Annotated in this window: 22 protein-coding genes; 14 read left to right on the forward strand and 8 right to left on the reverse strand. The window is 61.1% G+C overall.

The window, feature by feature from the left end; translation table 11 throughout:
* Positions 1-28: 28 nt before the first annotated feature.
* From rlmN to ABMC89_RS12020, 4 genes are all read left to right on the forward strand, one after another.
* On the forward strand, positions 29-1,216 hold the full coding sequence (gene rlmN, locus ABMC89_RS12005) for a dual-specificity RNA methyltransferase RlmN (RefSeq protein ID WP_349568163.1): 1,188 nt from the start codon (positions 29-31) through the stop codon (positions 1,214-1,216).
* Between the two features lie 58 nt (positions 1,217-1,274).
* Positions 1,275-1,934, forward strand: coding sequence for a potassium channel family protein (locus ABMC89_RS12010; RefSeq protein WP_349568164.1), 660 nt, complete (start codon positions 1,275-1,277; stop codon positions 1,932-1,934).
* Positions 1,934-3,277: a TrkH family potassium uptake protein gene (locus ABMC89_RS12015; RefSeq protein ID WP_349568165.1), complete on the forward strand. Its 1,344-nt coding sequence runs from the start codon at positions 1,934-1,936 to the stop codon at positions 3,275-3,277. The genes ABMC89_RS12010 and ABMC89_RS12015 overlap by 1 nt, the downstream gene beginning before the upstream one ends.
* 165 nt (positions 3,278-3,442) lie before the next feature.
* Positions 3,443-3,658: a hypothetical protein gene (locus tag ABMC89_RS12020; protein WP_349568166.1), complete on the forward strand. Its 216-nt coding sequence runs from the start codon at positions 3,443-3,445 to the stop codon at positions 3,656-3,658.
* A gap of 7 nt (positions 3,659-3,665) precedes the next feature.
* Here the strand turns inward: ABMC89_RS12020 and ABMC89_RS12025 are convergent, their stop codons facing one another.
* Positions 3,666-4,508, reverse strand: a complete 843-nt coding sequence (locus tag ABMC89_RS12025) for an LOG family protein (RefSeq protein ID WP_349568167.1) — start codon at positions 4,506-4,508, stop codon at positions 3,666-3,668.
* Between the two features lie 159 nt (positions 4,509-4,667).
* Between ABMC89_RS12025 and dapD the strand changes: the two genes are divergently transcribed.
* The 4 genes from dapD to ABMC89_RS12045 are packed head-to-tail and all read left to right on the forward strand — an operon-like array spanning position 4,668 to position 6,572.
* Complete coding sequence (dapD, locus tag ABMC89_RS12030) at positions 4,668-5,495, forward strand: 2,3,4,5-tetrahydropyridine-2,6-dicarboxylate N-succinyltransferase (protein WP_349568168.1); 828 nt, start codon at positions 4,668-4,670, stop codon at positions 5,493-5,495.
* Positions 5,496-5,499: 4 nt separating this feature from the next.
* Entirely contained in the window at positions 5,500-5,850 is a 351-nt protein-coding gene (locus tag ABMC89_RS12035; RefSeq protein WP_349568169.1) for a hypothetical protein, read from the forward strand.
* 56 nt (positions 5,851-5,906) lie between these two features.
* Complete coding sequence (locus ABMC89_RS12040; protein ID WP_349568170.1) at positions 5,907-6,161, forward strand: GlsB/YeaQ/YmgE family stress response membrane protein; 255 nt, start codon at positions 5,907-5,909, stop codon at positions 6,159-6,161.
* 39 nt (positions 6,162-6,200) lie between these two features.
* Complete coding sequence (locus tag ABMC89_RS12045; RefSeq protein WP_349568171.1) at positions 6,201-6,572, forward strand: DUF8846 family protein; 372 nt, start codon at positions 6,201-6,203, stop codon at positions 6,570-6,572.
* On the opposite strand, the gene ABMC89_RS12050 is transcribed toward ABMC89_RS12045, so the two are convergent.
* Both ABMC89_RS12050 and ABMC89_RS12055 read right to left on the reverse strand, forming a co-directional pair.
* Positions 6,573-7,667 (reverse strand): Hint domain-containing protein, encoded by a 1,095-nt coding sequence (locus tag ABMC89_RS12050; RefSeq protein WP_349568172.1) that lies wholly within the window; start codon positions 7,665-7,667, stop codon positions 6,573-6,575.
* A 1-nt stretch (position 7,668) separates the two neighbouring features.
* Positions 7,669-9,249, reverse strand: coding sequence for a Hint domain-containing protein (locus tag ABMC89_RS12055; protein ID WP_349568173.1), 1,581 nt, complete (start codon positions 9,247-9,249; stop codon positions 7,669-7,671).
* Positions 9,250-9,520: 271 nt separating this feature from the next.
* On the opposite strand from ABMC89_RS12055, the gene dapE reads away from it, so the two are divergent.
* From dapE to ABMC89_RS12080, 5 genes are all read left to right on the forward strand, one after another.
* Positions 9,521-10,666 carry a succinyl-diaminopimelate desuccinylase gene (gene dapE / locus ABMC89_RS12060; RefSeq protein ID WP_349568174.1) on the forward strand — a complete coding sequence of 382 codons (1,146 nt, stop codon included), beginning with the start codon at positions 9,521-9,523 and terminating at the stop codon, positions 10,664-10,666.
* Positions 10,663-11,079, forward strand: a complete 417-nt coding sequence (locus ABMC89_RS12065) for a GNAT family N-acetyltransferase (RefSeq protein ID WP_349568175.1) — start codon at positions 10,663-10,665, stop codon at positions 11,077-11,079. The genes dapE and ABMC89_RS12065 overlap by 4 nt, the downstream gene beginning before the upstream one ends.
* The gene (locus ABMC89_RS12070) at positions 11,076-11,648 is read left to right on the forward strand and encodes a TIGR04282 family arsenosugar biosynthesis glycosyltransferase (protein ID WP_349568176.1); all 573 of its coding nucleotides are present in this window, start codon (positions 11,076-11,078) and stop codon (positions 11,646-11,648) included. Before ABMC89_RS12065 ends, ABMC89_RS12070 begins: the two co-directional genes overlap by 4 nt.
* A gap of 36 nt (positions 11,649-11,684) precedes the next feature.
* Positions 11,685-13,952: a ribonuclease R gene (gene rnr / locus ABMC89_RS12075; RefSeq protein WP_349568177.1), complete on the forward strand. Its 2,268-nt coding sequence runs from the start codon at positions 11,685-11,687 to the stop codon at positions 13,950-13,952.
* Between the two features lie 107 nt (positions 13,953-14,059).
* Positions 14,060-15,280: a lytic murein transglycosylase gene (locus ABMC89_RS12080; protein ID WP_349568178.1), complete on the forward strand. Its 1,221-nt coding sequence runs from the start codon at positions 14,060-14,062 to the stop codon at positions 15,278-15,280.
* Positions 15,281-15,345: 65 nt separating this feature from the next.
* Here ABMC89_RS12080 and ABMC89_RS12085 read toward each other — a convergent pair whose 3' ends face one another.
* From ABMC89_RS12085 to ABMC89_RS12105, 5 genes are all read right to left on the reverse strand, one after another.
* Positions 15,346-16,521 carry an ABC transporter permease gene (locus ABMC89_RS12085; protein ID WP_349568179.1) on the reverse strand — a complete coding sequence of 392 codons (1,176 nt, stop codon included), beginning with the start codon at positions 16,519-16,521 and terminating at the stop codon, positions 15,346-15,348.
* An 11-nt stretch (positions 16,522-16,532) separates the two neighbouring features.
* Positions 16,533-18,182 (reverse strand): ABC transporter permease, encoded by a 1,650-nt coding sequence (locus tag ABMC89_RS12090; RefSeq protein WP_349568624.1) that lies wholly within the window; start codon positions 18,180-18,182, stop codon positions 16,533-16,535.
* Positions 18,183-18,342: 160 nt separating this feature from the next.
* Positions 18,343-19,455 carry an extracellular solute-binding protein gene (locus ABMC89_RS12095; protein ID WP_349568180.1) on the reverse strand — a complete coding sequence of 371 codons (1,113 nt, stop codon included), beginning with the start codon at positions 19,453-19,455 and terminating at the stop codon, positions 18,343-18,345.
* A gap of 122 nt (positions 19,456-19,577) precedes the next feature.
* Entirely contained in the window at positions 19,578-20,678 is a 1,101-nt protein-coding gene (locus ABMC89_RS12100; protein WP_349568181.1) for an ABC transporter ATP-binding protein, read from the reverse strand.
* Positions 20,679-20,881: 203 nt separating this feature from the next.
* On the reverse strand, positions 20,882-22,279 hold the full coding sequence (locus ABMC89_RS12105) for an aspartate aminotransferase family protein (RefSeq protein WP_349568182.1): 1,398 nt from the start codon (positions 22,277-22,279) through the stop codon (positions 20,882-20,884).
* Between the two features lie 246 nt (positions 22,280-22,525).
* Here ABMC89_RS12105 and ABMC89_RS12110 point away from each other — a divergent pair, with 246 nt between their 5' ends.
* Positions 22,526-23,611, forward strand: coding sequence for a polyamine ABC transporter substrate-binding protein (locus ABMC89_RS12110; RefSeq protein WP_349568183.1), 1,086 nt, complete (start codon positions 22,526-22,528; stop codon positions 23,609-23,611).
* Positions 23,612-23,636: the final 25 nt, after the last annotated feature.

The raw sequence follows: 23,636 nt of genomic DNA on the forward strand, positions 1-23,636 counted from the left end.
CGCAGCAGCAATCAGAGGAATCGATCCTATGTCCGCTCCGCAAGCCCCGATTACACAGGATGTTCACACCATCCCACGCAAACTGCCCGATGGTCCGCAGAACCTTGTCGGTCTGACCCGCGATGCCATGCGTGATGCGCTGATCGCGATCGGTACGCCCGAGAAGCAGGCGAAGATGCGTGTGGGGCAGATCTGGCAGTGGATCTACCAGTGGGGCGTGCGCGATTTTGATGCGATGACCAATCTGTCCAAGGCATTCCGCGCGCAACTTGCCGAGCATTTCGTGGTTGCGGTGCCGGAGGTCGTTTCGCGGCTGATCAGCGAGGACGGAACCCGCAAGTACCTTGTGCGCATCGCGGGCGGTCACGAGGTCGAGGTTGTCTATATCCCCGAAGAAGACCGCGGCACGCTTTGCGTGTCCAGTCAGGTCGGCTGCACCCTGACCTGTTCGTTCTGCCATACCGGCACCCAGAAGCTGGTGCGCAACCTGACTGCCGGAGAGATCATCGGCCAGGTGATGGTAGCGCGGGACGATCTGGACGAATGGCCCCAGACCGGCACGCGCACCTACGAGGCGCGGCGCCTGTCGAACATCGTGCTGATGGGCATGGGCGAGCCGCTTTATAATTTCGAGAATGTGCGCGATGCGATGAAGATCGCGATGGACCCCGAAGGCATCCAGTTGAGCCGCCGGCGGATCACCCTGTCGACCTCTGGCGTGGTGCCCGAAATCGCCCGCACCGCGCAGGAAATCGGCTGCCAGCTTGCGGTGTCTTTCCATGCCACCACCGATGAGGTGCGCAACCAGCTCGTGCCGATCAACAAGCGCTGGAACATCGAAACATTGCTGGATGCGCTGCGTGAATATCCCAAGGTGTCGAACTCCGAGCGGATCACCTTCGAATACGTGATGCTCGACGGGATCAACGACAGTGACGCGGATGCGCACCGGTTGATGAAGCTGATCGAAGGCATCCCCGCAAAGATCAACCTGATCCCGTTCAACGAATGGCCGGGTGCGCCTTACAAGCGGTCGTCGAACAACCGGATTCGCGCGTTTGCGGACATTGTGCACAACGCTGGGTATGCTTCGCCGGTGCGCAAGCCGCGTGGCGAGGATATCATGGCCGCCTGCGGCCAGCTGAAATCCGAAACGGAACGGGTTCGCAAATCACGCAAGCAGATCGAGGCCGAGGCAGGCGTTTCACGCGGCTGAACGGCCCCCCTTGCAAAACGGCGGTTTCGCGTCATCTCCTTCCGAAAGGAGGCCCGCTATGGCGTCTAAACACTCCTCGTTTGTTGTGATCGGTCTGGGTGCTTTCGGCAGTACTGTGGCGCATGACCTGTCGCGCTTTGGCCATCACGTCACGGGAATAGATATTTCCGAACGCGCCGTTTCCGGCATCGCGGACAAGATCGACCGCACCATGATCCTCGATGCGCGCGACGATCAGGCCCTGCGCGAAGCAGGCATCGACATCTGCGATGTCGGTGTCGTCGCAATCGCCGACGATATCGAGGCGAGCATCCTTGCGACCATTACCCTCAAGACATTGGGCATCGGCAAGATCTGGGCAAAAGCGGCATCGAAAAACCACCACCGCATCCTGTCGCGACTGGGGGTGGATCGTGTCGTCTATCCCGAAAAGGAAGTCGGCCAGCACATCGCGCAGATGCTGCACAACCCGATGGTGCGCGACTATGTCAGCCTCGGCAACGGGCAGCATGTCGTGAACTTCAGGGTGCCCGAAAAGCTTCAGGATTGCACGCTTTCGGAACTGAGCTACGGCAAGCACGACCTGCGCTGTATCGGCGTGCTGCGCGGGACAAAGTTTCTGGGCCACGAAGGATCGGGGATCACGCTCGAGGAGGACGACCTTTTGCTGCTGCTCGGTGAGCGGGACGATCTGCGTGACTTTACCGGCAGCCTTTGATGGTGCGTAGGACGTTTCAGCTGTCACTGGCCCGCAAAAGGGTCAGCCCTCCGGCGATTCTTGCCATCTTGTACGCGCTTTTCATCTTTTTCGGCGCGCTGCTTTTGTTGATGCCTTTCAGCAATACCGGCGGTCTGTCCTTCAGCGACACATTGTTTACATCGGCATCCGCCGTGACGGTGACCGGCCTGATCGTCGTCGATACCGGCAGCCAGTACACCTTGGTCGGGCAGATCATCATCACGGTCCTCATTCAGTTGGGCGGTCTGGGGCTGATGACCTTTGCCGCGCTGCTGCTGTCGATGCTGGGGATGCGGATCGGGATGCCTCAGCGGCTGGTTCTGAGCGACGAGTTGGGCCAGACATCCCTCAGCGATCTTCTCGCGCTGGTGCGTATTGTGGCCTTCGTCGCTTTCGGGGTCGAGGCGGTGGGGACCGCGCTGCTGATGTTCGTCTTCGTGCCCGAATTCGGCTGGGCACAGGGGTTCTGGCAGGCGTTGTTCCACACGATCTCGGCGTTCAACAACGCGGGATTCTCGTTATTTTCCGATAGCCTGACACGGTATGTCGACGATCCTGTCGTCAACATCACCATTACCGCGCTGTTCATTCTGGGCGGCTTGGGATTCGTGGTGCTGGCGGATCTCAACGAACGGCGTGGCTGGAAGCATTTGACCCTGCACAGCAAGCTGATGCTGGTGGGCAGCCTGTGTTTGATCCTCTGGGCCTTCGTGACTTTCGCGGCGATGGAGTGGAACAACCCCGGCACGCTTGGCGCACTGCACGGCACCGGCGCGCGGCTTTGGGCGTCGTGGTTTCAGGCGGTCACACCGCGCACGGCGGGTTTCAACACGCTGGACTACGCGCAGATGCATGACAGTACCACGCTGGTGACGATCCTTCTGATGCTGGTGGGGGGTGGCCCTTCCTCGACCGCCGGAGGGATCAAGGTGACCACCCTGATCGTTCTGATCCTCGCGACGATTGCCTTCTTCCGGCGCAGCGAGAAGCTGCACGTTTTCGGACGCAGTCTGGGGATCGAGGAAATCTCAAAGGTGCTGGCGCTGACCGCGCTCAGCCTGTTTCTGGTCGCGATGGGGCTTTTCCTGATCCTGTTGACCTGGCGCGGTGATTTTCTGGATCTGCTGTTCGAGGTCTGTTCGGCCTTCGGAACCGTGGGCCTTTCGCGTGGCGCCACCGGTGATCTGGATACGCTGGGACGCGTGGTTATCGTTCTGCTGATGTTCGCCGGGCGGCTTGGCCCCCTGACGCTGGGCTTCTTTCTGGCAACGCGGTCCATATCGCGAATCAACTATCCGAAGGGCAAAATCTTTCTCGGGTAGGCGGATCACAACCGGGGCGCGAATTTCCGGCGTTTCCCGCGCCGAAACTATGATCGCTCAACCGTTGAGGATTCAAATACCTCTGTTCCGCCACAATCGTTGCCGAATCCTGCCATTCTGCCTGTCCAGACTGTTTCTCAAGATGGTTCAATAAGGAGAGAGACGATGTCTGTTATTATTCACAACGATGCGTTTGTTACCCGCGACATCATGAATATCGTCACGCGTGAACGCGAGATTGCCCTGTCCACGCGCGAGTGGAAACACCGGCTGGCCGGTTACGGCTACAACATCCGGGATACGGACGACGGGCAGCACGTGCTGGAAACACTGCCGCATCACGTGCCCCTGTGCGTCCTGCCCGACGAGATGTTTGCCTGACCAGCGCTTAGCGGCCGGGCACGGAGGTTCGCGCGGGCTGCTCGTTCCAGGTCTCGATGACCTCGACGGCTTCTGTTGCGGTTTCGACGAAACGGAAGAGATCCAGATCCTCGTCGGAAATTGTGCCGGCTTCGGCCAGCGCGTCCCAGTTGATGATCCGCTCCCAGAAGGCGCGGCCGAACAACAGGAACGGCACCCGCTGCATGCGGCCTGTCTGTATCAGGGTCAGCGCCTCGAACAGTTCGTCCATGGTGCCGAACCCGCCCGGGAAGACGCAGATCGCCTTGGCGCGCATCAGGAAATGCATTTTGCGGATCGCGAAATAGTGGAAGTTGAAACACAGATCCGGTGTGACGTATTCATTCGGCGCCTGTTCGAACGGCAGCACGATGTTCAGACCGATGGAGACGCCGCCGGCGTCCACAGCGCCTCGGTTGCCTGCCTCCATCACGCCCGGCCCGCCGCCGGTCACGATAACGTCCTCGCGTCCGGCGCTTTCATTTGATTTGAGCGTCATCAGCCGCGCGAATTCACGCGCCTCGTCGTAGAAATGGGACAGGTCGGCCAGTGTTTTGGTCCGGGCCTTGTCCTTGTCCGCCGGTTTCGGGATCCGCGCGCCGCCGAACAGGACGATGGTCGAGCTCACACCGTATTCGTCCAGCATCATTTCCGGCTTCAGCAGTTCGAGTTGCAGGCGCACGGGACGCAATTCTTCGCGACAAAGAAAATCCTTGTCGGCAAAGGCCAGGCGGTAGGCGGGCGATTGCGTTTGTGGCGTAACGGGCACGCCGTCTGCGGCGTTGCGGTCACTGTGCGCGTCGCGCAGGGGGTGGCGGTGCTTCTGGTTCATCAGGGTCTCCGGGAAAGGCTGCCGTTTTTTGGCACCTTGCACATCTTTTGCGATGCTGACCACGGGCGAATGCACCGGCGGGCGTGCTCCAGATTGCGCGTGGGGGCTGGCGCGCGTATAGCGCTACCCAACCATTATCTTGATGAGGAAGATCCGACCATGTCCAATGCACAGCTTGAGACCGCAATCGAAGCCGCGTGGGATGACCGCGATAGCATTACATCCGCAACCGGCGGCGAAACCCGCGAGGCTATCGAGGCCACGCTGAACGCCCTCGACAGTGGCAAGCTGCGCGTGGCCGAACGGGGCGAGGACAGCACATGGCACGTCAACCAGTGGGCCAAGAAAGCGGTTCTGCTGGGCTTCCGCATCAAGGACATGGCACCGCAGTCCGGTGGCCCGCAGGGCAGCAGCTGGTGGGACAAGGTCGACAGCAAGTTCCTGGGCTGGGGCGAGACGGATTGGAAAGACGCCGGTTTCCGTGCCGTTCCCAACTGCGTTGTGCGCAAGTCCGCCTATATCGCGCCCGGTGTGGTGCTGATGCCGTCTTTTGTGAACCTAGGTGCCTACGTCGACGAAGGCACCATGGTCGATACATGGGCAACCGTGGGCTCCTGCGCGCAGATCGGCAAGAATGTGCACCTGTCGGGCGGCGTAGGCATCGGCGGTGTGCTTGAGCCGATGCAGGCAGGGCCGACCATCATCGAGGACAACTGTTTCATCGGTGCGCGCTCGGAAGTTGTCGAAGGCTGCATCATCCGTGAAGGGTCCGTTCTGGGCATGGGTGTTTTCATCGGCCAGTCGACCAAGATCGTGGATCGCGAAACCGGCGAGATCATGTATGGCGAGGTGCCCGCAGGTTCGGTCGTGGTTGCCGGCACGATGCCGTCCAAGAACAACGTGAGCCTCTACTGCGCCGTCATCGTCAAGCGGGTGGACGAGCGGACCCGCTCGAAGACCTCGATCAACGAGCTGCTGCGCACCTGATCGGATGCGTCGGGCGCTATACGCGATACTTGTAGCCATTCCCGGGGCGGTTTTCGCCTCGGGTCCATATGACGGGCTTTACCGTCCGCAGGGCGCGCCCGACTGGGATTGCCGATCCATCGGGCAGCCCTCCGGTGCCATTGCCATCGCGAACGGATCGCTGATTGCCGTGGAGAGCAGGTGCAGCCTGCGCGACCCCAAACCGGTCCGGGGGATGACCGCGACGCTGTTCGATATGGTCTGCGACGGCAAGGTCGGACATTGGGAGGAACGTGTTATGATCCTCGACACCCCCGACGGCATCGCGATGATTCGTGGAAAAGGACCGATTGCGCTTCTTTCCAGTTGCCGCTGACGGAACTGCGGGGTCGGTGGCCGCGTTGGGCCGCCAGACATCAAAAGGAGATGACCATGACCGGCATCGGTTGGTTCGCAGCTATCATCATCGGGGCCCTTGCAGGCTGGATCGCCGAAAAGATCATGAAAACGGATCACAGCCTGATCCTGAACATCATCCTGGGTATATTGGGTGCGGTCGTTTTCAACTTCATCCTGATGACGATTTTCGGATCCACGCTGGGTGGCTGGATCGGCCAGCTTTTCGTCGGTGTCGTGGGCGCCTGCCTGTTGATCGCCCTCGGCCAGATGATCAAGAAACGCGGTTAGGCCTTTTCAAATCCGCAACGCGCAGCTACGGCATGATCCATGGCTGACAAGAAATCCGACAAGAAACCAAAACGCCAGCAGGTCTATACCCTGCTGGTCCAGATCGGTCGCAAAGATGGCGATGGCCTGCCCAAGGATGCAACCGGGGCGGGCCTTGTCTGTTTCGCCTCCGGTGTGGACGAGGCCGAAGCCGTGCGCGAAACCGTTGCGATCCTGAAGCAGGCGGATACGGCGCCGCTGGATGTCACCGGCTACGGCACGCTTGCCGAACGTGAGGCGGACGGTCAGGAGATCGACGAGGACGAGCGCGCCCTGATGCAGCGCGCGCTCGACGAGAATTCGGTTATCGTGGCGCAGATGACGCCCTTTTTCGGGGATGAAACCATCAGCGACATGGCCGACGACGACTGATCAGGCCGCCCGGCGTTTCGCCAGATGGATCGCTTCGAACCACTTGAGAACCTTATAAGACGGCTGGGCGTGTTCCGGCAGGTCCTGACGGTCTACGCCGAACAGCACGCTTGACGCCAGCTGATGCGCGTCGCGGCGCATCCGCCCGATGTACATGCTTTCCAACGGGGCGCCCGCCGCAAGGATCGGTTCGTGCTGCGGCAGGATCAGCTGGCAATAGCTGATGGTGTGGCCCCACGCTTCTTCCCGCGCGGCAAAGCCGTTCACCAGATGGCGCGCGGGCGTAAGAACCTTTTCGCAGGCAAACAGATAATCCACCTCCGGCCCGTCGACGACGACATGCTGGTTGGGCGCAATGATGATGTCCTGCTGCAGCCCGAAATAGGGCGCGCGAAAACGGATCGGGGCAAAGCTGCCCCGCGCGGGCACGGTGCGCGACACGTTATGCAGGACCGGAACGACCGTGCCGTCCGCCGCATAGACGGTATCGCCGCGCTTCAGCGTGCCCGCGTTGCGATACCCCCAAGGCGTCGCGATCGGCGTATCGGGCGCAAGGGTCGGGCCCGGGCCGATCGGTTCGATCTGGTTCGACAGGGCTGCGAAAATCATGTCGGGCGCGTATTCCACCGTCTCGCGGCCCAGCATCAGGTCGCGCAGATCCGCGAGTGTCAGGGGCAGCGGATTTTCGACGGCGACCGATGTCACATCCGTCTCGCCTGCGCGCTCCAGCGTCAGCCGGCCCCAGTTGTACTTGATGTCCCACGCATAGGTCAGCCGAAGCACTTCGGCGCGGCCCGCGTTCTTGTGGGCGATGGCGGCATGGGCGATCCGGTCGCCCTGAACGTGAACCATCGACACGCCGCCACCGGGGATGGCCTGAAAGATCAGGCTGCGATGTTGCGGATGCGGATTGGTGTAGCCAAACAGGGCCTGCGGCTTGGCATCTTCCGCAACGGCGGTTTCAAACACGATCGAGCCACGGTTCAGCACCTGATCGGGCCGGTCGGGACAGACCGGATCGGTGCGTTTGCCGCTGCCAAGACCGTGCAGGGAAAAGCGACGCTCGGAGGCGTCTGTAAGAGCGAGCCAAGTCATTTCATGCCACCTTTGCTGCGCGCAGCAGCTCTGCTTCGTAACGTTTCAGAGTGCGGCGTGCCGCAGTTGGAAAGCCGGTCCCCGTTTCGGGGTCCAGTTCGGGGAAGAGGCTGTAGATCTCGTTGACGGTGCTTTCTTCGAAGCTGCCGGCGGTCTGGGGGCCGGGCAGGAAGCTTTCGGTCTCCAGCCCTTCCGAAAACACCACCTGATGACGGTCGAACAGCAGGTGGACATAGGTCACCTCTCCGCCTTCGCGGCGGGTGATCGAGCGGTCGTTGACCAGATCGCGCGCCGCGACCAGAACCTCCGGTTCACCGAACAGAAGCTCTGCCAGATTGTCGCGGATCAGCACCCGGTGCAGCGGCGATACCAGCAGATCGCGGTGCTGGCCCAGCGTGCCTGCGTGGATATGGATAGGCGCATGGCTGCCTTGGGCCGCGACTGTCCGCGATCCGGTCCAGCGCAGCGGTTGCGGGCCCTCGTCCTTGGTCATCACAAGATCGCCGGGGGTCAGGGTTTCGACCCTGCGGTCCCCGGAGGGGGTTGCGATCAGTGTCCCGGCAACAAAGCACGGCACCGACGTCGCGTTGACAAATCCCGTGTCCGAGACGCTGCCATTGCTGACGGTGTAGGTGAAGTTGAAGTTTTCCTGATCCCCGTCACCCTGCACGCTGAAGGTGCCGTTTTCGTTCAACGTGACGATCTGGCCGGTGGGCAGGGTCACCGCCACCCCGACGACGGCAGGTTGGCCGTTGATATGGGTGATGGTCAGCGTACCCGGACCATTGTTGATGTCGTTGCTCAGCACATCAAGAATGGTAGTCCCGTCCGGATAGACGTTCACATCGTCAGAGATCGCAACCAGCGCGGTCTGCACCGACCCGCCAGCGATGAGAACGTTGGAATCGTAGTTGCTGTCGGCGACGTCGGCGATCGCGATCCGCATGGAGTTCACGACGTCGGGGTTCACGAACATCGTCAGCGTCATCGTGATGGTAAAGCCGTCCATCTCGGTGTTGTAATCGTCCGTCTGGTTGTTGACGTACATGTTTATGTTGTTGATCGTGTTGATGTTTCCAGGGTCCGTATCCCCGTCACCGACATCAAGTTCGACCTGCTGGCCATTGATCCAGACGCCGAAAAAATCCTGATAGATCGAGTTTTCGAATTCGGGATACTCTTCGGAAGAGAAGACGAATTGCATCGTCATGACCGACGAATCCGGAATGAAATCGATATCCAGAGTGGCGGCGTCATAGGTCGCGGTACCGGCGGCATTGTTGTACTGGCTGTACCCGCTTGTGCCGTAGGTATTGGTCGAGGTGTTGGTTGACTGGTTGGACTGGCCGCTGGAGTTGGTGAAATCCTGCACTTCTCCCGTCGACAGGATCACGCCGGTGTCGCCGGGCGTCACGCCGGGAGCGACTGCATCGCCGTTGGAATAGATACCCGCACTGTCGATGTCGCCGTAGTACGTCGCGCCGGTGACGGTCACGCCCGTGCCGAAAATCTCCTGCGCCATCTCCAGTGCGGAAGTCCCCTCTCGGACCGTCTGGATGGGAAGCTCTGATGCCGCTACCATGTATTTGCCTCGAACAGGTGTCGAGACAGCACAAGCCACAGCCGGACCTGACGCGTGCGTCTTTGGTCCTCGATGTCTTTTGCAAAGTGATTCCGCCCCTGTTTTCAGGTGACGAAAGCTGCTTCTGCCCTGCCTCGGGTCATTTATTATGCTCCAAGCTTACCACAGATTTTATTCAAATGAAGCGGTTTTCGAAAGCCGCCGCGCCCCACTGGCACTTTTGGATTACAGAAGGGATAAGGGCGTCAGACCTCTGGAAAGGAGCCCCGACATGCCGCCAATCGACCCCGTGGATCTGACCGCACAACTGGTCCGCTGCCCCTCCGTCACGCCCGAGGATGCGGGCGCGCTGGATATTCTGCATGATCTTCTCAGCGATGCGGGGTTTACCTGCGGCTGGGCGGATCGCGGCGGTATTCGCAACCTGTTCGCCCGTTGGGGAACGCCCGGAAACACGAAAAGCTTCGGGTTCAACGGCCATACCGATGTTGTCCCCGTGGGTGACGAAGGGGCGTGGACAAAGCCGCCCTTCGGCGCCGAGATCCATGATGGTGTGATGTACGGGCGCGGCACGACGGACATGAAATCCGGTGTTGCCGCCTTCGCTGCGGCGGCGGTCGATTTCGTGACCGATACGCCGCCGGATGGCTCCATCGTGATCGCGATTACCGGTGACGAGGAAGGCGAGAGCGTCGATGGCACCCTCGCGTTGCTGGACTATATGGAGCAGCACGGGGAACGGATGGATGTCTGCCTTGTGGGCGAACCAACCTGCCCCGAAAACATGGGTGACATGATCAAGATCGGCAGGCGCGGGTCGATGACCGTGAAATTCCGCGTGATCGGCAAACAGGGCCATTCGGCATATCCCCATCGCGCCCTTAACCCGCTGCCGGCGATGGTATCGCTGATGGACCGCCTCGCGCGCCGCACCCTTGACGAGGGGACAGAGCATTTCGACCCCTCGACACTGGCCGTGGTTACCGTGGACACTGGCAACGCGGCCACCAACGTGATCCCCGCCGACTGCACCGCCGCCGTGAACATCCGCTTCAACGACACCCATACCGGCGCAAGCCTGACCGAATGGATCGAGACCGAGGTCCATAGAGTTCGGGAAGAGTTTTCCGTCGAGGTCACCACCCAGGTGAAGATTTCGGGCGAAAGCTTTATCACGCCGCCCGGCGATCTGTCGTCGCTGGTGGCAACGGCTGTCGAAGCGGAAACCGGGGTCGCACCCGTCCTTTCGACCAGCGGCGGGACGTCGGATGCGCGGTTTGTGAAATCCCATTGTCCGGTGGTCGAATTCGGCCTTGTCGGTCAGTCGATGCATCAGGTCGACGAACACGTGCGCGTGGAGCACATCCACCAGCTCAAGGCGATCTACGCGCGGATCCTGGCGGATTACTTCGTATGATCCTGATCGCGCCGACCACCGATACCGCCACCTGCTACGCGCTGCGCCACGAGGTTTTCGTCGTCGAACAGGGTTATTCCGCCGAAGGCGAGGTCGACGCGCTGGATCCTGTCAGCCACCACTTGCTGGCCTGGGACGAAGAAACGCCGGTGGCCACCGCGCGCATCTACATGGACGGTGATACGGCCAAGATCGGCCGCGTCTGCGTGGTGCGTGCGCTGCGCGGTCGCGGCCTTGGCGCGGATCTGATCGACGCCGCGGTGGGCCGTGCAGGCCAGCTTGGCGCGTGGCGGGCGGTGCTGGGCGCGCAGGCCCACGCCGTGGGTTTCTACGAAAAGCTGGGGTTTCGCGCATTTGGCGCGCCCTACGATGACGAGGGCGAGCCGCACCAGATGATGGAACGGGCCCTGTGATCCGGACGCTGGTGGTGATGCTCAAAGAACCGCATCCCGGCAGGGTAAAGACACGGCTTGGCCGCCAGATCGGCATGACCGACGCGGCGTGGTGGTTCCGGCACCAGACCACGCGCCTGCTGCGCCGTGTGGAGGACCCGCGCTGGCAGACCGTTCTTGCGGTCAGCCCGGACGCCGAGGGACTGGTCAGCCGTGTCTGGCCCGCCCATCTGCCGCGCATCGCGCAGGGGCGGGGTGATCTGGGGGACCGTATGCTCAGGGCGCTGCGCACGCCGCCGCACGGGCCGGTCTGTGTGATCGGTGCGGATATTCCTGACATCGATCGCGCCCGCATCGCTGAAGCATTCGCCGCCTTGGGGAGCCACGACGCTGTCTTTGGACCGGCAGCCGATGGGGGTTACTGGCTTATCGGATTGAAACGCAGCCGCGCGATCCCGCCAGGCCTGTTCAGGGGCGTCAGGTGGTCGACGCGCCACGCGTTGGCCGACACGCTTGCCACGCTGCCGGACCACCGCACCGCGCGGGTTGCCCGTTTGCGCGACGTCGATACCGCGGATGATCTGAAATAATGTGACCTCCCCCCATGGCCGTGCTACCTGCAAGGCATGAGCAAGCTTCCCACCAAGACCGAGATCCTCGAATGGATCGAACAGAACCCGACCCTGACCGCCAAACGCGACATCGCCAAGGCCTTCGGGATCAAAGGTGCCGCGCGCATCGATCTCAAGCGGACCCTGAAGGAGCTTGAGGCCGAAGGGCATCTTGAGAAGCGCAAGAAAACCTATCGCGACCCCGATCGCCTGCCGCCGGTTTCGGTGCTGCTGGTCACGGGGCCGGACGGCGACGGCGATCTGTTCGCCAAGCCGATGGAGTGGCAGGGCGAGGGCAAGGAGCCCGTGGTTCTGGTCATACCGCGTGCCTCGGACCCGGCGCTGGGCGCGGGCGACCGCATCCTCGCGCGGCTGACGGCGGTCAAGGGGGAAGACCACCACTACGAGGCGCGGCTGATCCGCCGGATCGGCGCGAACCCGCGCCGGATCGTGGGCATTTTCCGCGTCCGCAGCGAAGGTGGTCGTATCCAGCCGATCGACAAGGGGTCGGACAAGGAATGGACCGTTGCCGACGACGCGACATACGGTGCAAAGGACGGCGAGCTGGTCGAGGCGGAACTGGCCGGACCGAAGGCCCGCATGGGTCTGCCGCGCGCGCGCATCGTCGAGCGGCTGGGCGATCCATCCGCGCCCAAGGCGGTATCGCTGATCGCGATCCACCAGCACGGTATCCCGGACAGCTTTCCCGATGACGTGATCGTTCAAGCGGATGCGGCGAAACCTGTGGGCCTGAAGGGCCGCGAGGATTTGCGCGATCTGCCGCTGATCACTATCGACCCGTCCGATGCACGCGATCACGACGACGCGTGTTTTGCCGAACCGGATCCGAACCCGAAAAACCCCGGCGGCCATATCCTGTGGGTCGCGATTGCAGATGTCGCAGCCTACGTCACCCCCGGGTCCGCGCTGGACCGCGAGGCACGCAAGCGGGGCAATTCGACCTATTTTCCCGACCGCGTGGTGCCGATGCTGCCCGACCGGCTGTCGGGCGATCTGTGTTCGCTGCACGAAGGCGTCGAACGCGCCTGTATCGCGGTGCGCATGGTTCTGGACGCCGAAGGCAACAAGATCGCGCATGACTTCCACCGTGGCCTGATGCGCTCGCCCGCCAGCCTGCATTACGAAGAGGTGCAGGCCGCGATTGACGGCGCACCAAATGAACGCACCGAAGACCTGCTGGAGCCGGTACTCAAGCCGCTCTACGCTGCCTACGCCGCGCTGAAATCCGCGCGGACCCGCCGCCAACCCCTCGATCTCGATCTGCCCGAGCGCCGGATCGAACTGGATGAGGACGGCACCGTGCGTTCGGTCCGTTTCCGCGACCGGCTGGACGCACACAAGCTGATCGAGGAATTCATGGTTCTGGCGAATGTCGCCGCCGCCGAGACGCTGATCGCGAAGAAGGTGCCGCTGCTGTTCCGCACCCACGAAGAGCCTACGCCGGAAAAGCTCGAAGCGCTGCGCGAGACCGCGCAGGCATCGGGCTACACGCTGGCCAAGGGGCAGGTGTTGCAGACATCGCATCTGAACCGCCTGCTGGATCAGGCGGCAGGCAGCGACGACGCCGAGTTGATCAACCTGTCAACCCTGCGGTCCATGACGCAGGCCTACTACGGCCCGCAGCACATCGGCCATTTCGGCCTCGCCCTGCGGTCCTATGCACATTTCACCTCACCGATCCGCCGCTATGCGGACCTGATCGTGCACCGCGCCCTGATTACCGCGCACGGTTGGGGCAAGGACGGCCTGTCCCCCGAAGACATCGAGGACATCGAGGCCACGGGCAACCACATCTCGGACACCGAAAGACGGTCGATGGTGGCAGAGCGGGACACCACCGACCGCTACCTTGCCGCCTTCCTGTCGGAACGTATCGGCGACGAGATGACCGGCCGTGTCAGCGGTGTCGCCCGTTTCGGCGCCTTCGTGAAACTGGACGAGACGGGCGCGGACGGTCTGATCCCGATGCGCAATCTGGGGCGCGAGTATTTCCACCACGACGCCGATGCCGGAACGCTGATGGGATCCGATACAGGCATGACCATCGGGTTGGGCCAGCGGGTAACCGTGCGACTGGCCGAAGTGACCCCGGTGACAGGCGGTATCGCACTCGAGCTTCTGGAGATCGGTGACGAACAGGTCAAACAGGGCCGCCAGAGCCCGGCAGGGCGCACGCCCCGACGCAAGGGCGCCCACGCCAAGGCAAAGAAGGCCGCGCGCGCGAAAAAGGCGAAACGCAAGGTGTCGCGCACGCGCAAATGACCGCGTTGCGGGATTGTGCCGAAAGATCCGGGCGGCAGATGTTGCCCGTATCCTGACGAATGGATTGCCTCTAGACTGGAAACAGTATCGAGAGTGTGATTGAGCCAATGAAGAAATACCCCTTTATTATCATGGCCTTGCTGGCATCTCCCGCTCAGGCGGAAACGACAGCCCAACCGGCCCCCGATCAGGCAGGGCGACCGGCCAGCATGGAGCAATGGATCACGGATTTCCGGCCCCGGGCGCTGGAAGCAGGTATCACCGGCGCGGTTTACGACCGGCACATGCAGGACCTTTCCTTTGATCCTCTGGTCGTCGAACGCGACAGGAACCAGTCCGAATTCACCAAGACGATCTGGGAGTATCTGTCGACCGCCGTATCGGACCTGAGGGTCGCGAACGGCCGTGCCGCATTGGACAAACAGCGCGAGGCGTTGACGGACATCGAAGCGGAATATGGCGTGCCTGCGCAGATCGTCGCTGCAATCTGGGGGTTGGAAAGCGCCTATGGCACCTTCCGTGGCAGCGATCCTGTCCTGCGGTCCATGGCATCGCTTGCCTACGATGCCCGCCGTGCGGCGTTCTTCGAAGCGCAGGTGATTGCCGCTCTCGATATCCTGCAATCGGGTGATACCACCGCCGCGTCCCTGACCGGCAGCTGGGCGGGCGCAATGGGGCATACGCAGTTCATGCCGACCTCTTTCATCGACCATGCCGTCGACTGGACTGGTGACGGCAAACGCGACATCTGGGGCGATGACCCGCGCGATGCGCTGGCATCCACGGCGGCCTATCTGAAGAAAAACGGCTGGACGACGGGCCAGCCCTGGGGCGTTGAGGTGCGGCTGCCCGAAGGGTTCGATTACCTGCTGGCCAGCCGCGACGTGCGCAAGCCCGCCGCCGATTGGGCCGCGCTCGGCGTGACCGATACCGGCGGCGAACCGGTTCGCGACCACGGCCTGGCCTCGATCCTGCTGCCCGCAGGGGCTGAAGGCGCTGCTTTCATGATCTTCGATAACTTCGAAGTACTGGAAAGCTACAACACGGCAGATGCCTATGTGATCGCCGTGGGGCACCTTGCGGATCGTATCGTTGGTGCCGGCCCGCTGAAAGGCAGCTGGCCCACGCAGGATCGCGCGCTCAGCTTTGATGAAAGGATCGAGCTGCAGGAACGGCTCACGCAGGCGGGGTTCGACACGCAGATGATCGATGCGAAAATCGGGCCGCTGACGATCAATGCGGTGCGGGGCTGGCAGGTATCAAAGGGTTTGCTACCGGACGGCTATGCCTCTCCGCGACTGCTGGAACGGTTGCGCAAGGATCCCTGAGGCGACCAATAAAAAAGCCCCCGACACGCGGTTGGGGGCTTTTTTTGTTTCGGTGTCCGAAGCGATCAGCCGGGGCTCATCCCGCGAAGCCGCTCGGAGCGTCGGCGCAGGATCTCGACCACCGTCAGCAGGCAGATCGAGATCGCCACAAGGATCGTCGCCACCGCAAGGATGGTTGGGCTGATCTGCTCGCGAAGGCCGGTGAACATCTGCCAGGGCAGTGTCTTCTGACCCGCGGAGCCGACGAACAGCACGACCACCACCTCGTCGAAGGACGTGATGAAGGCGAACAGGCCCCCGGAAATCACGCCGGGCAGGATCAGCGGCATCTGCACGCGGAAGAAGGTGGTGACCGGATTGGCCCCCATGTTCGCCGCAGCCCGCGTCAGTGACCGGTCAAAGCCGACCAGCGTCGCGGTGACCGTGATGATGACAAACGGAATGCCCAGCGCCGCGTGGGCCAGCACCACGCCGACATATGTCCCCTGCAGGCCGATGCGGCTGTAGAAGAAGTACATGCCCGCCGCCGAGATGATCAGCGGAACGATCATCGGCGAGATCAAGATCGCCATGATCGCACGACGGAACGGGACGTGCGGCTGGCTCAGCCCGATTGCGGCCAGCGTACCGAAGCTGACGGACAGCAGTGTCGCCACCGGCGCGATCTTGACCGAGTTCCAGAGTGCGTTCTGCCAGTCATCGTTGGTAAAGAAGTCGCGGTAATGCTTGAGCGAATATCCCTCGGGATCGAACCGCAGCATTTCGGGGGTGAAGGTAAAGAAGTTCTCGGCATTGAAGCTGAGCGGCATCACCACGAGGATCGGTGTGATGAGGAAGACGAAAATCGCACCACAGATCACGCGGAACGCGAAATGCCAGAGCACCTGCATCGGTGTCAGATATGGCGGGATTTTCGCACGGTAGCGTCCTTCAGACAGCCAGAAGGTCATAAATCCGAAGAACCAGCCGAAAAAGCCGCCGACGACCACGCCGGGGATACCTGCGATGAAGTACCCTGCAATGGCCATCACGACGAACAGCGCCCAGCGGCCGGTCTTTTCATTGCCGAACTTGACCAATGCGAAGGCGGCAATCGCCATGAGGATCGCGCCGGCGATGACCCCGAGCGGGATCGAACCCTGCCCGGCACCGATGAAGATGCCGAAGAATGCGCCGAACGCTGCCACAACCGAGACGTAGAAACTCGGTTCGGTACGGGAGATGGGTGTAAGTGCAACCATGATACTGCTCCTTATCCGAGTTTCACGTTATCGATGCCGACGATCTTGTCGTAGGCGTAGTAGAGTATGAGAACCGCAGCCAGCAGGATCGCCCCGAGCGCAGCCGCCAGTCCCCAGTTGAGCGAGCTTGAAATATGGTAGGCAATGCGGTTCGAGATGAACGTACCGCTTGTACCGCCCACGATTTCAGGCGTGATGTAGTAGCCGATGGCGAGGATGAACACGAGGATCGACCCCGCGCCGATTCCGGGCACCGACTGCGGGAAGTAGACACGCCAGAAAGCGGTCCAGTTCGTCGCCCCGAGGCTCTTGGCAGCCCGAAGATAGCTTGGCTGGATCGTCTGCATGACGGAGTACATCGGCAGGATCATGAAGGGCAGCAGGATGTGGGTCATCGCGATGATCGTACCGGTCTGGTTGTTGATCAGCACCAGCCTGTCCGCATCCGCGACAAGCCCCAGCCAGACCAGCGTATCGTTGATGACACCCTGCTGTTGCAGCATCACCTTCCACGCCGAGGTTCGCACCAGAAGCGATGTCCAGAACGGCAGCAGCACGAGGATCATCAGCAGGTTGGCGGTGCGCGACGGCAGGTTGGCAAGGATCCAGGCCACCGGATATCCGAGCAGGATGCACGACGCCGTGATCGCGACCGACATCACCATCGTGCGCCAGAACAGGATCCCGTAGATACGTTCGTCTTCGGGGCGAAGCTCGGCGCCGTCTGCGGATTTCTGCATGTCGACGGAATTGAGGAAGTAACCGGTCGTCAGATCGGGGGAATAGATCTTGATGGTCTGCCAGACATCGAGACTGTGCCAGTCCTCGTCGATCTCGCGGAAGGCCGCGACGTAGTCAACGGTTTCGAAATCAGGCGCGGCCTCGGCTGCGGCCTTGATCTCGGCGGCGGCAGGGCCGCTGTAGCTTGCGATCTGGCTCGCCGTTTCACCGGTCAGGTCTTCGTAGAAAGAGGAATATACGATTGCCCACGGATCTTCGTCGTAGAGGTTATCCTCGTCTTCGAGCTGGATGAAATCCGCGAAACGCTGGTACGCGGCAGCGGTATTGGGCAGCATATCCGCGATCCCGTCACGCATTTCGAAACGGGGCTGGGCGGTGTCACTGTCTTCGTCCCATGACTGGATGGCCGACAGCCAGCTGTCGCTGCCCATGAAGCTGTTCCAGTTCTCGCCGTCTTCCCAGAACTCGTTCAGGTCCTCGAACTGGTCCTGATAGACCTCTCCCATATCCTCGACGCTGCGCCCGGACTTGCGGAAGAGCGACGACATGCCGGTCAACTCGTAGTTCAGGCGGGACCCGAGGCGGGTGTGAAGCTTTGCTTCCTGAGCAAAGAAAATATCGTCGTAGAGGGCGCGGTATACGGTTTCACCGGGTAATTCGTTTCCGTTCGCGTCCCAGTCCTCCAGCGCCTCGGTCGTTTTCGGCAGCGTGTCGGACACGATGTCGTTTTCGACGGATCGCCAGAGCATGTCCGCAATCGGTGCGATGAACGTGACCAGCACAAAGATCAAAAGCGGCGCGACCAGCATCAGGGCGCGTAGTTTTTGCATGCGCAGGGCGCGGTTCAGCGACCTTTTGAGCGGTGTTCCGTCCGCAGCCAGAACGCCTTTCTTCTTGCTTGCGGCATCGGAGGCGCGCATCGCATCGTCAGGCGTTGGCGCGGTATCAGCGGTTGTTGCGTCTTTGACGTCGCTCATAGAATCCCCGTCGGTTGCTTTTGTTATTGGTAAATGGACTAACGAATGAACCTAAAGCGAGAGAGGGCCAAACTGGCCCTCTCCCTGAAGTTTCATGCGGGGCTTATTGAACCAGCCACGCTTGGAATTTCGCGTCGATATCGTCGCGGTAGTCAGCCCAGAACTCGTAGTTGTAGAGGAACGTGTTCTCGGAGTTCGCTGGATCGGTTGGCATGTGTGGTGCCATATCGATACCCAGCTCGGCGTGCTGACCCACCAGCGGAGCGGACGACTTACGCGCCGGACCGTAGGAGATGTAAGCAGCCTGATCTGCCAGACGCTGTGTGTCTGTCGCGAACTTGATGAAGTCTTTCGCACGGGCCACACGCTCGTCGCTCAGACCGGTTGGGATGATCCAGCCGTCAAGGTCGAACATCTGCGCGTCCCAGAGCATACCGATAGGCTGGTCCTGCTCTACGATCGCCGAGAAGAGGCGGCCGTTATAGGTCGAGCCCATGAAGATTTCGCCATCGGCCAGCAGCTGTGGCGTGTCGGCGCCTGCGGACCACCAGATCACGTCGTCCTTGATCGTGTCGAGCTTGGCAAGGGCGCGGTCCTGACCTTCTTCGGTTGCGAGAACGTCATAGATTTCGTCCTTGGCGACACCGTCGCAGAGCAGAGCCCATTCCATGTTGGCGATCGGACGCTTTTCGAGCGAACGCTTGCCTGGATATGTCTCGAGGTCGAAGATCGAGCAGACATCGCTTGGCGCGTCGACACCTTCAGGCACCATGTCCGTACGGTAGCCGAATGTGGTCGAGTACACGATCTGCGGGATGAAGCAGTCAGAGACCAGCAGGTCGCCAAAATCGTCTTCGGCGGATGTGCCGTCAGGTGCTGCTGCAAGGTCTTCTTCCGGGTCGATTTCCATCGCCAGACCTTCGTCGCACAGGCGGATCGCGTCAGCGGCAACCACGTCGACGACATCCCATGTCACGTTACCCGCTTCGTTCATCGCGCGGAGCTTCGCAACGGCTTCGGCCGAGGATTCGTCGTTGATGATCGAGACGCCGGTCTTTTCCATGTAGGGCTCGTGATAAGCCTTCTGCTGGCTGTTGGAGTATGCACCACCCCAGGACACGATCGTCATTTCGTTGGCCATGTGACCGTCAGCGTGCGACATGCCAGCCGCAACTGTCAGAGCGGTTGATGCCATCAGCATTTTTGTCAGTTTCATTAGTAGTTCTCCCAGTTATAACCCGTTGTAGGAAAACCGAGACTGCAACAACGGGCTTGGCTGCAGCCCCTGTACCATCACGCCGCCCGTAGGCGACGCGACATGTTACTATTGCTCGGGCGTCAGGCGTCCAACGCCCGGCAGTCTTGTGGCAACCAGCCGATCTTGACCTTCTCGCCCGGTTTCAGGCGGACCTGATCGGCCCGGTTACGTGTCTTGACGATAAAGTCATCGCGGCCAGCCACTTTCAGGCGCGTACGGAACACGTCACCCATATAGATGAACTCGAGGACCTCTGCGTCAAGGGTATGTGCTTCGGGGCCCAGTTCGGGATTGAATTCAACCCGTTCGGGGCGGATGGAAAGTGTTGTCTTGTCGCCGACGGACCCGACGTTGACGGGCAGGGCGTCGATCTGTTCGCCGGTGCCGTCCAGCTTCACGACGCACTGGTCGCCGTTCAGCTTTACGACTTCGCCTTTCAGCGTGTTGTTCTCGCCGATGAACTGCGCGACGAAGCTGTTCTTGGGCCGCTCGTAGAGCTCATCCGGCGGCGCAAGCTGCTGGATGCGGCCGTCGTCGAACACGGCGACGCGGTCGGACATTGTCAGCGCTTCGGTCTGGTCGTGGGTCACGTAGACCACGGTGATGCCCAGTTCATGCGCCAGATTCGTGATTTCGAACTGAAGCGATTCGCGCAGCTGCTTGTCGAGAGCGCCGAGCGGTTCGTCCATGAGGACCAGTTCGGGTTCGAACACCAGCGCGCGCGCCAGCGCGATACGCTGTTGCTGACCGCCGGAAAGCTGCGCGGGGCGGCGTCCGGCAAAATCGTTCATCTGCACCATTCCGAGCGCGCGCTGGATCTTGCCCTCGCGGTCGGATTTCGACATGCCGCGCACTTCCAGCGGGAAGGAAAGGTTTTCCGCCACCGTCATGTGCGGGAACAGCGCATAGTTCTGGAAAACCATGCCGATACCACGCTTGTGGGGCGGGATATTGTTGATGGACTTGCCACCAAGGCGGATATCGCCGTGGGTGGCAGTCTCGAACCCTGCGAGCATCATCAGACAGGTCGTCTTGCCCGAGCCCGAGGGGCCAAGCATCGTCAGAAACTCGCCCTTCGGCATGCTGAGGTTGAGATCCTTAACGACGAGGGTCTCCCCATCGTAGCTTTTCTGTACGCGATCAAACTCGACGAAAGCGTCGTTGTTCTCTGTATCCGCCAATTTTTGGCTCCCCGTGTACGTTTCTTGTCTGTCGTCTAATTAGCGTGGGACTATTCCCATGCTGACAGCGCTTTGCAACTGGATAACGCGGGTTTTCCTAAAACTGGGGGCATTACAGGCGATTTTCCTTCGAAATGACAAATTTCGGGAAAATCGCCTGCTCAATGACTGATATTTGAGCGCTCGCGCCCAAAACGGGTGCGTCAGGACGCCGCTTTCAGCATGTCTTTTTCCATAAGCGCGCTGTAGGTGTCGTCGAGCGCCTTGACCGCGCGGGTCTGGAAAATGTCGATTTCTTCGGGCGTGATGACCAGCGGTGGAGAGATGATCATCCGGTCTCCGACGTGGCGCATGACCAGATCGTTTGCGAAACACCGCTCGCGACACATGAAGCCGACGGTCCCTGCCTCCATCGCGAATTTGGCGCGGGTTTCCTTGTGCGGCGTCAGCGGCAGTGATGCCATCATGCCGCATACATTCATGCCACCGACCAGCGGATGCTCTGCCAGCACCTCAAGTGCGGCGTGCAGTGCGGGACCAGCCACATTATTCACATGGTCGAGGATGTTTTCCTCCTGCAGGATGCGAAGGTTCTCCAGCGCGACGGCGGCACAGACAGGGTGGCCCGAATAGGTGTAGCCGTGGTTGAATTCGCAGGCATTGATCACTTCGGCGACCTCGTCGCAGACGATCGAGCCGCCGATGGGGGCGTAGCCGCTGCTCAGCCCCTTGGCGATGGTCATGATATGCGGCTTGATCCCCATGGTGGTGCTGCCGAACCAGTTGCCGGTCCGACCGAAGCCACAGATCACCTCGTCCGCGATGATCAGGACATTATGCTTTTCGCAGATGCGCTGGATTTCGGGCCAGTAGGTGCTGGGCGGCACGATAACGCCGCCTGCGCCCTGAACGGGTTCCGCGATAAAGGCCGCGACCTTATCCGCGCCCAGCTCCTCGATCTTGGCCTCAAGCTCACGCGCACGCGCGAGGCCGAAATCCTCGGGCGTCATGTCGCCGCCTTCGGCCCACCAGTCGGGCTGGTTGATGTGGTGGATGCCCGGGATCGGCATTCCGCCCTGTTCGTGCATGTATGTCATGCCGCCCATGCTGCCCGACCCCATGGTGGACCCGTGATAGGCGTTCTTGCGGCTGATGATGTGGGATTTCTCCGGATGGCCCTTCTGCGCCCAATAGGTGCGGACCATGCGCAGGTTGGTGTCGTTCGCTTCCGATCCGGACCCGGCGAAAAAAACGTGGTTCAGATGATCGGGGGCAAGCTTTGCCAGTTCGGCCGCCAGTTCGATTGCGGGCGTATGTGTCGTGTTGAAGAACGTGTTGTAGAACGGCAGCTCAAGCATCTGGCGCGACGCGACGTCGACCATTTCCTGACGGCCGTAGCCGATGTTGACGCACCACAGACCGGACATCGCATCGAGGATCTGATTGCCCTCGCTGTCTTTGAGGAACACGCCTTTGCCGCTCTTGATTACGCGCACGCCGCGGTCGCGGAGTTCGTCGTTGGTGGTGAAGGGGTGCATGTGATGGGCGGCGTCCAGCGCCTGTAGTTCGGCGGTCGGCATGTGATTGGTCGGAGTGGACATGAAAGCCCCCTTTTTTAAACTGTAAGGATTTGCCCCCAGAAATATGATCAAATTTTTTCGAGGTCAATCAAAGACCCGCGGCTGGGCGGTTTTTGCAAGCATACTTGGCCAGAGCGGCGATTAAATCTTGCGCGCGACCGCAGCGATCCTGCGCCGTGATGATTGAATCACCTTGCCGCCTCGCCCAAAGTTTGATCACATTACGCGCAATGCCGGCTGAACCGGCTGTGTCTAAGGGAGTACGTAATGACCAATCAAGTTATCACCGGCGCCACACTTGTGGCGCTTCTCGCCGGTGCTGCCGCCGCGGACGAAGTACGGGTCTACAACTGGTCCGACTATATCGACGAGGAACTGCTGACGAAGTTCGAGGAAGAGACCGGCATCGACCTGATCTATGACGTCTTCGACAGCAACGAAGTGCTGGAAACGAAAATGCTTGCCGGTGGTTCGGGCTACGATGTGGTCGTGCCGTCGGGAACCTTCCTGCAGCGCCAGATCACTGCCGGCGCGTTCCAGAAGCTCGATACGGAAAAGCTGCCGAATCTCAGCAACATGTGGGACGTGGTAACCGACCGCACAGAACAGTACGATCCCGACAACGCCTATTCCATCAACTACATGTGGGGCACCACAGGCATCGGCGCGAACGTCGGCAAGGTTCAGGAGATCCTGGGCGAAGACGCACCGATCGATTCGCTTGAACTGGTCATGAACCCCGCGAACATGGAAAAGCTGGCCGATTGTGGGGTGCATTTCCTCGATGCTCCGGCCGAGATGATCCCGATGGCGCTGAAATACATCGGCGAAGATCCCGACAGCCATGACCCCGAGGTGATTGCCAAGGCCGAGGAAGCGCTGCTGGCGATCCGCCCCTACATCCAGAAATTCCACAGCTCGGAATATATCAACGCGCTGGCAAACGGTGACATCTGCGTCGCGGTCGGCTGGTCCGGTGACATTCTTCAGGCGCGCGACCGTGCGGCCGAAGCCGACAACGGTGTCGAAATCGCGTATCACGCACCCAAGGAAGGTGCGCAGATGTGGTTCGACCAGATGGCGATTCCGGTCGACGCGCCAAACCCTGATGCGGCCCACACCTTCCTGAACTTCATCATGGATGCGCAGAACATGGCTGCTGCATCCAACTATGTGTATTACGCCAACGGCAACAAGGCGTCGCAGGAATATCTCGTCGAGGACGTGATTGAGGATCCGGCGATCTACCCGGATGAGGACACGCTTGAAAACCTGTTCACCACCACGCCCTATCCGCCGAACGTTCAGCGGGTCGTGACGCGTACATGGACCAAGATCAAATCCGGCACCTGATCTGATCTGCATCCGAAGGGGCGGC

Source organism: Sulfitobacter sp. HNIBRBA3233, assembly GCF_040149665.1.
In the GTDB taxonomy this organism is placed as follows: Bacteria; Pseudomonadota; Alphaproteobacteria; order Rhodobacterales; family Rhodobacteraceae; genus Sulfitobacter; species Sulfitobacter marinivivus.